We start from the raw sequence: 14,263 nt of genomic DNA on the forward strand, positions 1-14,263 counted from the left end.
TTAACTTGTAGAAAACTTAATTCGGCTTATTTTTTGTAATTCAACATTATTACTATCTTAGTTGATGAAAAATAAATCTTATGAAAAAAATAAAAATTTCATTTTTTGTAACGCTTTTTTGCCTTACAATATTTACTCAAGCCCAGGATGTGTCTGTTGGCGATGAAAATGCATTAAACATTGCAAAAGCTGAAGAGCTATACAATAATGGTATTACAAAATTTAATGCTAAAGACTTAAATGGAGCAATTGCTGACTTTGATTCAGCTCTGGTTTTAGTTCCTTCTTTCGAAAAAGCATTATTTAATAGAGGTTCTGTTAAATATCAATTAAAAGATTATGCAAGTGCAATTGTTGATTTTAATACGGTAGTTCAACTGAATCCAGATTCAAACAACGCGCATTTTTTATTGGCTCGTTCACATTACGAGAGAAATGAAAAAGACTTGGCAATGGACAATTTCACAAAGGCAATAACAATAGATCCTGCTCATGCTGACGCTTATTATTACAGAGGTGGTATGCTTTTTATGGATGAAAAATATGAAGAAGCATTAAAAGATTATGACAATGCAGTTAAAAACAAACCAAACTATGCTTACGCCTTAAATGATAGAGGCAGTGTAAAAAGAATGTTAAATGATATTCCTGGTGCAATTGCTGATTACAAAAAAGCAGTAGCTGCCGATTCAAAACTTTATTTTTCTTACAACAATTTAGGTAGCGCTTTACGAATTAATAAAAATTATGATGAAGCAATTGCTAATTACTCTAAAGCAATTGAGTTAAAAAACGATTATTACATCGCATACAATAATAGAGGTTATGCTAAACACGAGAAAGGTGATTTTAAAGGTGCAATTGCTGATTTTTCTGACGCTATTCGTTTAAAAGCAAGTTACCCACAAGCATTTAATAATAGAGCTGCTTCAAAATTGAAATTAGAAGATTATGAAGGCGCAGTAGATGATTGTAATAAAGCATTAATACTTCAAGAAGATTTTGCTCCCGCATACCTAAACAGAGGTATTGCTGAAGAAATGTTAAGAAAAGAAGATCAAGCTTGTGAAGATTGGCAAAAAGCTGCTTCTTTAGGTTTAAAAAATGGCAAGTTATTTTCTCAACAAAGCTGTAATTAATTCTCAATATCGACTAAAAATTTTCTCATGAAACGAGCAAGCATAAAGTTTCTAACAAAAAAAAGAATGACTAAAAGCGAGTTCCATGTTTCCTCAAAAAAATATAATAACCACATGAAAAAATATATAATATTTACCCTAGCACTATTTATTTACTCTTTAACTTTTGCTCAAGATGTTCCTTTTGACAAAGGTTTGTTCAAAGAAAAAAAGGATGAGTTTAAAATAGCGAAACAACAATTAGAATTGGGTTATGAATCATATGAATTAATGCCTGAATCTTACATTCATTTTAATCATGATGATTTTAGAATGAGAAAGATGTATCATGCAGAAGCTCTTTCTCCAATGTATGATGCTTACAAATTCAACCCAAATAATGCCCAATTAAATTATCGTATTGGTAGAGCTTATTTGGCTTCTTCTGTTTTTAAAGAAGAATGTATTCCTCACTTTCAAAAAGCAATTAAATTAAATCCAAACGTAGCGGCTGATGTTCATTTTTATTTAGGTCAAGGATATCAATTAACTATGGAGTTTGACAAAGCCATTGCAGAATACAAAATACACCGTTCAATACTATCTGGTAAGGATCCTTTAGAAGTTGAAGAAACTGAAAAAAGAATAAAAGAGTGTGAAGTTGGAAAAAAATTAGTCGCTAAACCTGAAAGAGTATTCATTGATAATTTTGGAAAAGTTATTAACTCTAAATATCCAGAATATGGGGCTATTATCTCTGCTGATGAGTCTGTAATGATGTTTACATCAAGAAGAAATACCTCAACAGGTGCTGATAAACAACCTGATGGCACCCCATATTATGAAGATATATACATTACAAGTAAAGTGGATGGTAAATGGGTTTCTCCAGCTAATATGGGAACCAATGTAAATACAGATGAGCATGATGCAACTTCAGCTGTTTCTCCTGATGCTCAAAGTATGATTATTTATAAAGGTAACAAAGGAAATGGAGATTTATTTGAATGTAAATTAGTTGGCTCTACTTGGTCAAAACCACAAGCATTAAATAAAAATATCAATACTAAATATCACGAATCATCTTGTAGTTATTCAAATGATGGCAAAACATTATACTTTGTTTCAAATAAACCTGGAGGTTTTGGAGAGCATGATATGTATGTTACAACTTGGGATGAAGAAGCTCAAGATTGGGGTGAAGCAAAAAATTTGGGACCAACTGTAAATACAAAATACAATGAAGAAAGTGTTTTTATCCATCCTGATGGTAAAACGCTATACTTCAGCTCTCAAGCTTTTGAAACAATGGGAGGTTATGATATTTTTAAATCGACTTTACAAGACGATGGTTCTTGGAGCACTCCAGAAAATTTAGGTTACCCTATTAATAGTGTTGATGATGATGTTTTCTTCGTAATTAATGGTTCTGGAAGAAGAGGATATTATTCATCATTTAAAGCTGACGGTCATGGAGAGAAAGATATCTATCAAATTACATTCTTAGGACCAGAAAAACCTGCTCAATTAAGTGGTGAAGATAACCTATTAGCAAACATTGCCGAACCAGTAAGAGAAAAAGTAATTGAGAAGCAAGTTGATGCCGCAACAAAAAGAATTACCATTTTAAAAGGTGTTGTTCGTGATGCAAAAAGCTTAAAACCATTATTATCTAGCTTAGAGTTGATTGATGTTGAAGAGAACAAAACTTTGGCAAAATTTGAATCGAATGAAACAACTGGTAAATACTTAGTTTCACTTCCTTCTGGTAAAAACTATGGTTTAATTGTAAGAGCTGATGGTTATTTATTCCACTCTGAAAATTTTAATATTCCAGAAACTGCTGCTTACCAAGAAGTTGAGAAAAACATTGACTTACAAAAAGTAGAAGTTGGAAGCACAATTGTATTAAAAAATATCTTTTACGATTACAACAAAGCAACTTTACGTGATGCCTCTAAAAATGAATTGGATCGTTTAACAAAATTGTTAAAAGAAAATCCAACTATTAAAATTGAGCTTTCTGCACATACTGATTCAAGAGGTGGTGATAAATACAATCAAGACTTATCGCAACGACGAGCACAATCTTGTGTTGATTATTTAATTAAAAATGGAATTGGAACGGATAGATTAGTTTCTAAAGGATATGGTGAAGAAAAACTGTTAATTAGTGATGCTGAAATAGCTAAATTAAAATTTGATGATGAGAAAGAAGATGCTCACCAACAAAATAGAAGAACAGAATTTAAAATATTAAGTAAATAATTGTTGAAGTAACGAGAAAACTTAGTAAAATTAAAAAAAGCCCTCAATAGAGGGTTTTTTATTGAACTAAAAATCAACATGATTAAAAAAGATTATATCCAACGATACCTTGATGAACTCTCAAAAGTTTTAGCTGTTGTTTTAAAACTTAAACAAAATAATGAACCCAAAAAAGCGGATTTACAGATAGATGAGTTTGGTGAAAATTTTTTAAGCTTAAACTTAAATCAGCTTATTGAGAAATACAACGATTCAAGTATCGAAGAATTAATTAAAAATCACAATTTCGAAATCACTCACTTTAAGTTATTAGAAGAATTGCTTTATCATAAATATTTATTGAATTTAAATAATCAAAACTTGAAAAGAATTACCTTAGAGCTAATGAACTATCTAACTATAATAGATAAAGATTTTTCATTTAATAGAATTACTAGAATTAATCAATTGACATGAAAAAAATAGGCGTATTTACATCTGGTGGCGATGCACCAGGAATGAATGCAGCGATTAGAGCTGTGGTTAGAACATGTTTCTATAACAATATTGAACCTTATGGTATTTATGAAGGCTATAAAGGTTTAATAGCTGGTGAAATTTATCTGCTAACTTCCAAAGATGTAGGTAACGTTATTCAGAGAGGAGGGACTTTTCTAAAAAGTGCAAGATGTAAAGAATTTCATACCAAAAAAGGAAGACAACAAGCCTATGATAATATAAAAAAACATGAATTAGATGGAATTGTTGCCATAGGTGGAGATGGAACTTTTACTGGCGCAAATATTTTTAACAGAGAATTTAATATTCCTTTTGTTGGTTTGCCTGGTACTATTGATAACGATTTGTTTGGAACAGATTATACCATTGGTTACGATACAGCTTTAAATACTGTTATTGAGGCTGTAGATAAAATTAGAGACACAGCAAATTCCCACAACCGCTTATTTTTAGTTGAAGTTATGGGAAGAGATGCAGGTTTTATTGCTTTAAGAAGTGGTATTGCAGTAGGTGCCGAAGCAATTTTAATTCCTGAAACCCAAACTTACATTAACGAGCTAGTAGCTAAACTCGAAAGTGGTACTAAAAACCACAAAAATAGTATGATAGTTATTGTTGCTGAAGGTGACGATGCTGGAGGTGCTTACGAGATAGCTGAACAAGTAAAGCAAAAATGTCCAAACTATGATGCTAGAGTAACTGTACTGGGGCATATACAACGAGGTGGAAGCCCATCTGCTTTAGATAGAGTTTTAGCAAGCCGTTTAGGAAATGCTGCCGTTGATGCTTTATTAGCTAACAAAACCAATTTAATGATTGGAGTTGTAAACAATCAAATTTCATACACACCTTTTAGTAAAGCAATAAAACACCATCAAAAGTTAAATACCGATTTATTAGATTTGGCTGAAATACTATCTTATTAAGATGATTATTGCCTTAAATTTTTAGCTTATTTTTACAAAAATGAGTACCGAAACTAAATTTGTAGATGTTATTATTCCTCTATCTATACCCTATTTGTATACCTATAGGGTTCCTAGAGAGTTAACCAATGAAGTTATTGTTGGACAACGAGTTGTTGTACAATTTGGTAGAGGAAGAAAACTCTATTCGGCACTTATAAAAAAAATACACAACCAACCACCCAAAGCTTATGAAGCAAAATACATCGACTCTATTTTAGATGATCAACCATTAGTAAACCAAAAACAATTAAAACATTGGGATTGGATAGCCGATTATTACCTAAGCAACTTAGGCGAAGTTTACAGTGCTGCTTTACCTGGAGCTCTAAAATTAGCTAGTGAAACTAAAATTGTTTTAAATGCTGATTTTGCAGGTGATTATCTTGAAGATTTAACCGATAAGGAATATCAAGTATACGAAGCTTTGAGTATTAGAAATGTATTAAGCTTAAGCGAAATAGCCGAATTACTTTTTATAAAATATACCCATAAAGTTGTAAAAGGACTTATTGATAAAAAAGTAGTCATTGTTGAGGAGGAATTAAAGCGAAAATTTAAACCAAAAGTTGTACAATATGTTCGGTTAACCGAAAACGCCAACAATGAAAAAAATCTTGAAAAACTATTTGAAGAATTAAGCAAAGCACCTAAGCAATTAGAGTTGTTAATGAAGTTTATACAACTTAGCGAACGCTATCAAGAACAACCTAAAGAGGTTAACAAAATAGTGCTACAAAAGGCTGTTAATGCAACTTCATCTGTTATTACTCAATTGGTTAAAAAGAATATTTTTGAAGTTTACGATGTTGTTGCAAATCGATTAGATGATTACGGAAATGAAATAATTGGTTTTAATCAACTAAACGAAGATCAAGAAAAAGCGACTGTCGAAATCAAAAATCACTTTAAAGAAAAAGATGTTGTTCTTTTACATGGAGTTACTGGCTCAGGTAAAACAGAAATCTATATCAAATTAATTCAAGAAGCTTTAGCCGAAGGAAACCAAGTTTTATATCTATTACCAGAAATCGCATTAACTACACAGTTAATTATTAGATTGCAAAAAGTATTTGGAGACGTAATTGGAGTTTACCATTCAAAATTTAACGAAAACGAACGTGTTGAAGTTTGGAATCAGGTATTAAATTTCGAGCAAACAAAATCAAGTAAATACCAAGTTGTAATGGGAGCTCGTTCGGCTATGTTTTTACCATTTAGCAATTTAGGGTTGGTAATTGTTGATGAAGAACATGAGAACACTTTTAAACAATACGACCCTGCTCCAAGATACAATGCAAGAGATTCATCTATAGTTTTAGCAAACATTCATAAAGCAAAAATATTAATGGGCTCTGCTACCCCATCAATAGAAAACTATTGGAATGCGCAACAAGGTAAATTTGGATTGGTAGAATTGAAAAAACGACATGGTGGAGTTCAAATGCCCGAAATTTTATGTGCAGATATAAAAGAAGCTACTCGAAAAAAGAAAATGAAATCTCACTTTTCTCCACTACTTATGGAGCAAATGGAAGAAGCCTTTAAGAATAAAGAACAAGTTATTTTATTTCAAAATAGAAGAGGCTATGCTCCTTTTATGATTTGTGAAGAATGTGGTCATGTACCTGAATGTAATAATTGTGATGTTTCTTTAACCTATCATAAGTTTTCTAATCAATTACGTTGTCATTATTGCGGACAACATAAAAAAATGCCAAATGCTTGTGGAGCATGCGGAAGCACGAGAGTGACGTTAAAAGGATTTGGAACTGAACAAATTGAGGAAGAGTTAGCCATTTATTTTCCTAAAATAAAAGTAGCTCGAATGGATGCCGATTCTACTAGAAGTAAGAATGCTTATCACCAATTAATAACTGATTTTGAAGAAGGTAATATTGATGTATTAGTTGGAACACAAATGGTAACTAAAGGTTTAGATTTTAACAACGTAACCTTGGTTGGGATATTAAATGCTGATACCATGCTAAACTTCCCTGATTTTAGAGCATTTGAACGTGCATACCAAATGATGAGTCAAGTTAGTGGACGTGCAGGTAGAAAAGTAAAAAGAGGAAAAGTAATTATACAGACTTACGACCCTTATCACAGAATTATTCGACAAGTAATTGAACATGATTACTTGGGGATGTATAACAATGAATTGATAGAACGTAAACAATTTAACTACCCTCCTTTTCATCGCTTAATTCACTTTAGTTTAAAGCATAGAGATAAAGATATGTTGAATGCTGGAGCATCTGAATTTACATATCAACTGCAACAAAAATTTGGTAGTCGTGTTTTAGGTCCTGAGTTCCCTGTTATTAGTCGTATTAAAAATTACTACCACAAAAACGTGTTACTGAAAATAGAACGTGAAGGTTCTATTTCTTCTACACGAAAAATAATTACAGAAATCAAAAACAACTTCGAATCTTTTAGCGAATATAAATCGGTAAAAATTACTATTGATGTTGATCCGATGTAATGAAACTAAAATTGTTAAAGTTTAAGTATTTTAGCTTTCCATTCGAATTGATTGCATTTATTAAAATGAAAAAGCTATTTCTTATTTTTTTATTATTTCTAACGTTTAACGTTATTACTCAATTCGGAGATAAATCGTTTTATCTTATCGATTCTATCAACCTAAAGGAAATCAATAAATATAATTTACTATTGACTTTATCCTTAAAAAACGCTAACTTCGTCTAAATCAATGTGAAAAACATTAAAACGTTTCCTAAATAGGCATTATAGTTTATAATGAGTAGGTCAAAAAACATAAGGAATGAGCTTGTAATAGAAGGCACTAGAATTGGTATATGGGATTGGAATGTACAAACTGGTGAGACTTATTTTAATGAGCGTTGGGCTAACATCATCGGCTATACTATTAGTGAATTGAAACCTTTGAGCATTGAAACTTGGTTGAAATTTGCACATCCTGAAGATCTAGAAAAATCAAACCTGCTTATTCAAGAGCACTTTGAAGGTAAAACTGAATATTACGACTTTCAATCAAGAATGCGTCACAAAGATGGGCATTGGGTTTGGGTCCATGATCGCGGTAAGGTTTTCGAGTGGGACGAAGATGGCAACCCTATAAGAATGTGTGGCTCCCACATTGACATAACAGTGGAAAAGCTACAAGAAGTAAATCTGAAAAGAGCTCTAGACGAGAGAGATATTCTTTTAAAAGAAGTTCATCATCGAGTAAAAAACAACCTGCAACTTTTGTTAAGTTTATCAAGACTAAAAGATCAAGATGGAAAAATAAGCACTTCCGAAATTGAAGATTCTATAAGTTCAATAGCTACAGCTTATGAAGCGATATATAAATCAGATAGATTAGACAAAATCTCCATAAAAAAATATTTCCACCAAATATTTCTAACCATTTTAAATGTTGGTGATATTGACTATAAGATAATTTGTGATGAATTAGAAAACAAAATTGACTTTCTAATACCTCTTGGCTTAATTGTAACTGAATTGATTAACAATTCCTTGAAGCATGCTTTTGGTAATGTTAAATTCAAAAATATTCAAATGGAAATTCAAGAAGAAAGCAATGAGTTAGTTATTGAATACTCAGACAATGGACTTGGTTATTCTGAAGAATCTCTGAAGTCAATAAAACAATCTAGTTCATTTGGATTATCTATAATAGAAGGTTTGGTAGATCAATTAAACGGAAACATTCAGTTCTTTAATAATAATGGAGCTCGGGCCAAAATAAAAATAACTAACCCTAACAAAACCTAAACTGCATTAAAACGCAGTTTGACCAAAACGTTAAACGAAACACTAAAATCTATCCTTCTCCTCCTCCATCATCAAAATTAAAGTTCTTATCATCGCCTCGTTTCTTTTTCTGGTTAATACGGTACGTAAAACTTAATCTTACAAAACGAGATCGCCATTGCATTTCACTCTCTGAAGTAAAGTTTTCTCCATATGCAATTGAACGCCTCATTCTGGTATTAAAAATATCCTTAGCATTTAAACTTATGGTTCCATTTCCTTTTAATACATCCATCGATGCACCAATATCTAACGAATAACGAGCTAGTGTTTTTCCTTGAGGCGAATTTTGTGGTGCATTATAATTAAATGATGCTTGTATGTTTAACTTCTTTTTTATTGCCCATTTTGAGTTTAATCGAGTAGACCAAACTAAAGCATCACTATTATATTCTACTCCATCATACTCTCCGTCAGTAATTTCTCTATAAAAATTAAAACTACCTCTTAAATCCCACCATTTTGCCATTTTATACGAACCAGAAAACTCAGTTCCATAGGAATTAGTAATACCTATATTTAAAGGTAATCTTCTGGTAATTCCTTCTTCATCAGAAAATGTAATTCGCTCAATTACATTAGTAGTATATCGGTAATAAACACTCGATAAGATAGAACCTTTTTCCCAATATTTTAGATGCCCAATCTCATAAGAGTCAGTAAATTCAGGATTCAAATTTGGATTACCTGTAAACACACTTCTTGAATCATTAAAACTAAAAAATGGCAATAACCACCAATGTCTAGGGCGTTGAATTCTTCTACTATAACCAACTTGCAACGAATTGTCTTTATTTAATTCATACGAAAAATGTGTACTTGGAAATAAGTTTAAATAGTTTCTATTGTTTACTTCGTTTGTTGTTACAAAATTTGATTTAACTTCTGAATACTCTGCTCGAACTCCCAACTGATAGGAAAACTTATTCATTTTGTTTCCAAACATTAAATAACCTGCAGAAATATTTTCATTATAAATAACTCTGTTTTTAAACCCTTCTATAAATTCCCAATTACTGATGGTATCATTAAATTGTTCTACTCCGTAATCATCAATTACTTCTCTTAGCATTGCTTTTAAACCAAATTCAATTTTACCTTTAAAAATAGGATGAATATAGTCTGTTTGGAATAACCAATTTACCGCCCCTTCATCATTATATGCTCGTTGTTCTAAATTTTGAAAAGCATCAAATTGATTTTTTTGACTAATTGTAGAGCTCTCATTATCAATATTTTCTGATTGCTGGATATCAAAAGTTAATAACCTGTCTTTTTGCTTAAATGTTTTTCTGTAGTTAAAAGAAATATCATAAGAAGACCTATCCTTACCTTCAATTTCAAGTCTAGTTAATTTTTGAGTATTGATTCCTAAATTATTGAAATCGGCATATTCTAAGTCGTTTTCATTATCACCATCACCAAAGGTATATTGCCCTGAAACCACAAAAGAATTATAAGGGTTTAGAAAAACTTCTGTACCTAACCTAAAATTATGGTTAAGGCTTAATCGCTCCATAGTTGTATTGCTAGTATAACTAAAACTAGTATCTGGGTAGGTAAAATCTTGAATAGATTTACTTGATCCTGGTGAATTTCTATAATTTATTCCATAACCAGTAAAAACATTAAAATTTTTACTTTTTAAAGTTAAATTAAATCCTCCACCATAATTACTTGGGTAACCAACATCAACATTTACCACACCATTAATTCCCTCTCTCCTATCTCTTTTTAAAATAATATTTATAATTCCAACTTCTCCTTCAGCATCATATCTTGATGATGGGTTAGTAATTACTTCTACTTTTTCAATTTGATTTCCTTGTAATTGCTTTAAGGCATCAGCTGTACTTATTCCTGTTAAACCCGATGGCTTACCATTAATTAAAATACGTACATTTTCACTTCCTCTTAAACTTACATTTCCTTCAACATCAACAGCAACCGATGGTACATTATCTAAAATTTCGGATGCATTTGCACCTTGATTAGTAATGTCTTTATCCACATTAAAAACACGCTTATCCAAATCCAATTCCATCAACTTCTTTTCTTCAACAAACTCAAATTCATCTATATTTAACATTGATGGTTTTAATTGAATTTTTTTCAAATCTAGATCTTGGTTTTTTACTTGGATATTGTTTACAATTTTATCTTCAAAACTCAAAAAAGAAATTTTAGCATAATAGTTTCCTGAAGGTATATCCATAGAAAATTTACCATTCATTTCAGTTGCCGTTCCTTTTGCATAACTCGAATCTTTTACATGAAATAAAGCGACCGCAACGTATGGTAAGGGTTCTCCTTTATCATCTATAATTTGGCCAAGTAATTTATATGTAGTAGATGGTTTTCCTTGGCCGTTTGGTTTATTTGGTTTTTGTGAAAAGGCACAAAAGAAAAATAAAAAAGAAAAAAATAATGTGATAAAATATTTCATTAAATAATTGATGTAAAATTATATTCAGTTAAGACTAATCAATAGCCTAAAGGGTTAAAATCGATTTATAAATTTGTTAAAAAAGCCATTGTATCCACTCCATCTGCATAATCCCATAATTTAGGTTGTTGAGCTTCTCCAAATTTTAACGATTCTATTGGTGCTTCATTAGAAACTATACATTGTATATTTTCTTTTTGAGATTGTAAATGATTTTTCAACTCTTCAATATCTTCATAATACTCATAATGTAAAACTGCTACTGGAGATGAAAAACTTTCATCTTCTTTTAATAATACAAAGTTATTATCTAATAATTGATTATTTCCTAATAAATAAACTGCTTTATTGTAATCGTAATTATTAGCGTATTTATTATTATTAACAATGTCTTGAAAATCTTCAAATATAGCTTCAAAAAATTGATTGAAATTATAGCCCTTAGGCACATAAAGTTTTGATACATTCCTACATCCTAATCCATAATATTGAAAAATATCATTACCTAATTTATTTAAATTTTCCTTTTCATCATTATGACTAATAACTGCAACCGAATTTCTATTTTTTCGGATAATATTAGGGTATTTTCCAAAATACGATTCAAAATATCGAGCTGTATTATTACTACCGGTTGCAATTACTGCCTCAAAATTTTCTAATCGTTCAACAAATTTTATTTTGGTTGCCAATTCAGCATCAATTTCAATCAAAATTTCAGCAATCTTTTTCAATAAAGTGTTGTCTTCAGATGAAGTTTTAGCAATAACATTATTACCAGAAATTAAAACACTTAAAAAATCGTGAAATCCAACTAAAGGAATATTTCCTGCCATTATTACTCCTACATTTTTAGGGGTAAAATCATTAATTTCATAGTTAGAAACCCATTCTTGTAAATTTTCTTTGGTTAGCATTTCAGCAATTGCGTCAATAGATTCAAGCACAAAAACTTCAGTAAACCAGCCATTAAAAGCTTTCTGTCTTTTGATTAAATAGTCAAAATCATCATAAAACTTTTCGTTTAAATTTTGAACCGAATCATTAATAACTTTATTTTTAAATTGCTTTAAAAAAGTTCCTAATTCTATAAAGGCATTTATTCTTTTTTCTAAACTCATTTCGTACATTTGTGTGCAAATTTACAAACATTAAAACAGAAAACGATGGCAATTATAATAACAGATGAATGTATTAATTGTGGGGCATGTGAACCAGAATGTCCAAACAACGCAATTTACGAAGGAGGAGATGAATGGCGAGTAAGTGATGGAACTTCTGTAAGTGGAGATTATAAGTTAATGAATGGCTCTTCAATCGATGCTGACACTACTCAAGAGCCTGTTAGCATGGACTTTTACTATATCGTAGCAGATAAGTGTACAGAGTGTAAAGGATTTCACGATGAGCCTCAATGTGCTGCTGTTTGTCCAGTTGATTGTTGTGTAGATGATGAAGATGTAAGAGAAACTGAAGATGAATTATTAGCTAAAAAAGATAAATTACACTTATAATATAAAAGTGGTACAATATTAGATTCAAAAAACCGTGTAATATTTTGCACGGTTTTTTATTTTTATACCCTATGCTTAAAAAAAGTCTTTTTGCTTTATTAATAATTTCAAATCTTTTTGTTTTTGGTCAAACTATATCGTTAGCCGATTATGAAAAAGAATTGAACACACTTAGTTTAGATATTATTAATAATGATAGCGATGAAAGTAAATTAATGGCAAATGAAGAATTTAAAGCTTTACTTTTAAAAACCATCAGAACTGAAGGTTCTTTTGATTATGATTTTAAAGGAATACAGGCTATTAGCATTTTAAAATCTAACGAAACAATAAAGATTTACAATTGGACTTTACCAAAAAAAGATTTAACCTATGAATACTTCGCTTATATTCAAATAAAACTAGGTAAAGATAAATTTAAGATTATCGAATTAATAGATAAATCTAGTGAACTCATAAAACCAGAATACAAATCCTTAAGCAACAACAGCTGGTATGGTGCTTTGTATCATAAAATTATTTATGATAAAAAACTAGGTAAAAACACTTATACCTTATTAGGCTGGAATGGTGGAACAAATCTTACTAATCAAAAAGTTATTGAGGTTATGACTGTTTCTAATAGTGGATCAGTTCGGTTTGGATCATCTATTCTTAAAGTAGGAAAAAAAGCTCAAAAAAGAGTTGTCTTTCACTATTCTGAAAGTGCTGTAATGTCTTTAAAATATAACTCATCGGAAAAAATAATTGTGTTTGATTATTTAGCTCCACCTAGTTCTAATCTAAATGGTGTGTTTGAATATTATGGACCTTCTTTAGACCGATTTGATTCTTTTAAAGTTGAAAATGGAAAATGGTTATTTTCTCCTAATTACGATGCAAAACTTAACCGTAACTTGAAAGATGACATTTGGAACGATCCTAAAAAATAGGAATTAACGTGTTTTTAGTGCTGGTAGTTTAAAAAGCTTTCTAAATTTCTCGATTAAGAAAACATTCAAAAATATCATACTAAACGCATAACCGATATCTTCAATAGGAACAGTAAACAATCTTATTCCTAAATTTTCGGCATTGTTATACCAAACCACTTCATTTTCAATAAAGCTTCCCGTTAAAATTCCATTTATAACAAAAAATGGTATTAGTATAATTAAAAATGAAAGGTAAAACCGTTGCAATAATTGCTTTCCATATAGCAACCCTACCATTAAAGTAAAAGCCAAAAAACTATAATTTACAAATGTGTAAGCTTTATCATTATTTAATATTGCAACTATTAAAGTAAATAAAATTAAAAGTAATGTAATCCATTTTGTTGATTTCTTTGGCAACTGTGTTTTTGGGAAAAAGAAGAGAAGTGAATAGTGGATAAAAAAACTAGCATAAGGAATTAATAGAAAAAACATCCATTCTTCAATTGGTAAATGCAAAATGTTTATTCCAAGTAAATAGTCTGAATTAAAACCCCATACGCCATTAATTGTGAAAATTACGTCCCAAATAATAAATATGGTCGACACTGAAATTAACGCTAACGCAATCGCTTTCCATTGTGAAATAAAACTCATCCGCTTTTCAAAACTATAAGCAAACGGAATGATGAAAGAAAAAAGATTGAGTATAAGATAAAGGTAATTCAAA

11 protein-coding genes are annotated in these 14,263 nt (G+C 30.5%); 8 read left to right on the top strand and 3 right to left on the bottom strand.

The window, feature by feature from the left end; translation table 11 throughout:
• The first annotated feature begins 80 nt into the window (after nt 1-80).
• The 6 genes from FRY74_RS01680 (at nt 81) to FRY74_RS01705 (ending at nt 8,620) form a co-directional block, all read left to right on the top strand.
• Nucleotides 81-1,139 carry a tetratricopeptide repeat protein gene (locus tag FRY74_RS01680; RefSeq protein ID WP_147097979.1) on the top strand — a complete coding sequence of 353 codons (1,059 nt, stop codon included), beginning with the start codon at nt 81-83 and terminating at the stop codon, nt 1,137-1,139.
• Between the two features lie 114 nt (nt 1,140-1,253).
• Nucleotides 1,254-3,386, top strand: a complete 2,133-nt coding sequence (locus FRY74_RS01685) for an OmpA family protein (RefSeq protein ID WP_170227918.1) — start codon at nt 1,254-1,256, stop codon at nt 3,384-3,386.
• A gap of 78 nt (nt 3,387-3,464) precedes the next feature.
• Nucleotides 3,465-3,842 carry a hypothetical protein gene (locus FRY74_RS01690; RefSeq protein ID WP_147097984.1) on the top strand — a complete coding sequence of 126 codons (378 nt, stop codon included), beginning with the start codon at nt 3,465-3,467 and terminating at the stop codon, nt 3,840-3,842.
• Nucleotides 3,839-4,810: a 6-phosphofructokinase gene (gene pfkA, locus FRY74_RS01695; protein WP_147097986.1), complete on the top strand. Its 972-nt coding sequence runs from the start codon at nt 3,839-3,841 to the stop codon at nt 4,808-4,810. The genes FRY74_RS01690 and pfkA overlap by 4 nt, the downstream gene beginning before the upstream one ends.
• Nucleotides 4,811-4,850: 40 nt before the next feature.
• The gene (priA, locus tag FRY74_RS01700) at nt 4,851-7,340 is read left to right on the top strand and encodes a replication restart helicase PriA (protein WP_189765241.1); all 2,490 of its coding nucleotides are present in this window, start codon (nt 4,851-4,853) and stop codon (nt 7,338-7,340) included.
• A 278-nt stretch (nt 7,341-7,618) separates the two neighbouring features.
• The gene (locus FRY74_RS01705) at nt 7,619-8,620 is read left to right on the top strand and encodes a sensor histidine kinase (protein WP_147097988.1); all 1,002 of its coding nucleotides are present in this window, start codon (nt 7,619-7,621) and stop codon (nt 8,618-8,620) included.
• A 49-nt stretch (nt 8,621-8,669) separates the two neighbouring features.
• On the opposite strand, the gene FRY74_RS01710 is transcribed toward FRY74_RS01705, so the two are convergent.
• Both FRY74_RS01710 and FRY74_RS01715 read right to left on the bottom strand, forming a co-directional pair.
• Nucleotides 8,670-11,105: an outer membrane beta-barrel family protein gene (locus FRY74_RS01710; RefSeq protein WP_147097990.1), complete on the bottom strand. Its 2,436-nt coding sequence runs from the start codon at nt 11,103-11,105 to the stop codon at nt 8,670-8,672.
• Between the two features lie 65 nt (nt 11,106-11,170).
• Nucleotides 11,171-12,226: an acyl-CoA reductase gene (locus tag FRY74_RS01715; RefSeq protein WP_147097992.1), complete on the bottom strand. Its 1,056-nt coding sequence runs from the start codon at nt 12,224-12,226 to the stop codon at nt 11,171-11,173.
• A 45-nt stretch (nt 12,227-12,271) separates the two neighbouring features.
• On the opposite strand from FRY74_RS01715, the gene FRY74_RS01720 reads away from it, so the two are divergent.
• Nucleotides 12,272-12,619 carry a 4Fe-4S dicluster domain-containing protein gene (locus FRY74_RS01720; protein ID WP_147097994.1) on the top strand — a complete coding sequence of 116 codons (348 nt, stop codon included), beginning with the start codon at nt 12,272-12,274 and terminating at the stop codon, nt 12,617-12,619.
• A gap of 71 nt (nt 12,620-12,690) precedes the next feature.
• Nucleotides 12,691-13,551, top strand: coding sequence for a hypothetical protein (locus tag FRY74_RS01725; protein ID WP_147097995.1), 861 nt, complete (start codon nt 12,691-12,693; stop codon nt 13,549-13,551).
• Nucleotides 13,552-13,554: 3 nt separating this feature from the next.
• Here the strand turns inward: FRY74_RS01725 and FRY74_RS01730 are convergent, their stop codons facing one another.
• The gene (locus FRY74_RS01730) at nt 13,555-14,262 is read right to left on the bottom strand and encodes a lycopene cyclase domain-containing protein (protein ID WP_147097997.1); all 708 of its coding nucleotides are present in this window, start codon (nt 14,260-14,262) and stop codon (nt 13,555-13,557) included.
• Nucleotide 14,263: the final 1 nt, after the last annotated feature.

The sequence above is a fragment of the Vicingus serpentipes genome, from assembly GCF_007993035.1.
GTDB classification, from domain to species: domain Bacteria; phylum Bacteroidota; class Bacteroidia; order Flavobacteriales_E; family Vicingaceae; genus Vicingus; species Vicingus serpentipes.

Excerpts from the sequence above, each read along its gene's own strand:
- FRY74_RS01715 (WP_147097992.1), bottom strand. The coding sequence starts at position 12,226 with ATGAGTTTAGAAAAAAGAATAAATGCCTTTATAGAATTAGGAACTTTT.
- FRY74_RS01690 (WP_147097984.1), top strand. The coding sequence starts at position 3,465 with ATGATTAAAAAAGATTATATCCAACGATACCTTGATGAACTCTCAAAA.
- FRY74_RS01720 (WP_147097994.1), top strand. The coding sequence starts at position 12,272 with ATGGCAATTATAATAACAGATGAATGTATTAATTGTGGGGCATGTGAA.
- FRY74_RS01680 (WP_147097979.1), top strand. The coding sequence starts at position 81 with ATGAAAAAAATAAAAATTTCATTTTTTGTAACGCTTTTTTGCCTTACA.
- FRY74_RS01725 (WP_147097995.1), top strand. The coding sequence starts at position 12,691 with ATGCTTAAAAAAAGTCTTTTTGCTTTATTAATAATTTCAAATCTTTTT.
- FRY74_RS01710 (WP_147097990.1), bottom strand. The coding sequence starts at position 11,105 with ATGAAATATTTTATCACATTATTTTTTTCTTTTTTATTTTTCTTTTGT.
- FRY74_RS01705 (WP_147097988.1), top strand. The coding sequence starts at position 7,619 with ATGAGTAGGTCAAAAAACATAAGGAATGAGCTTGTAATAGAAGGCACT.
- FRY74_RS01685 (WP_170227918.1), top strand. The coding sequence starts at position 1,254 with ATGAAAAAATATATAATATTTACCCTAGCACTATTTATTTACTCTTTA.
- priA (WP_189765241.1), top strand. The coding sequence starts at position 4,851 with ATGAGTACCGAAACTAAATTTGTAGATGTTATTATTCCTCTATCTATA.
- pfkA (WP_147097986.1), top strand. The coding sequence starts at position 3,839 with ATGAAAAAAATAGGCGTATTTACATCTGGTGGCGATGCACCAGGAATG.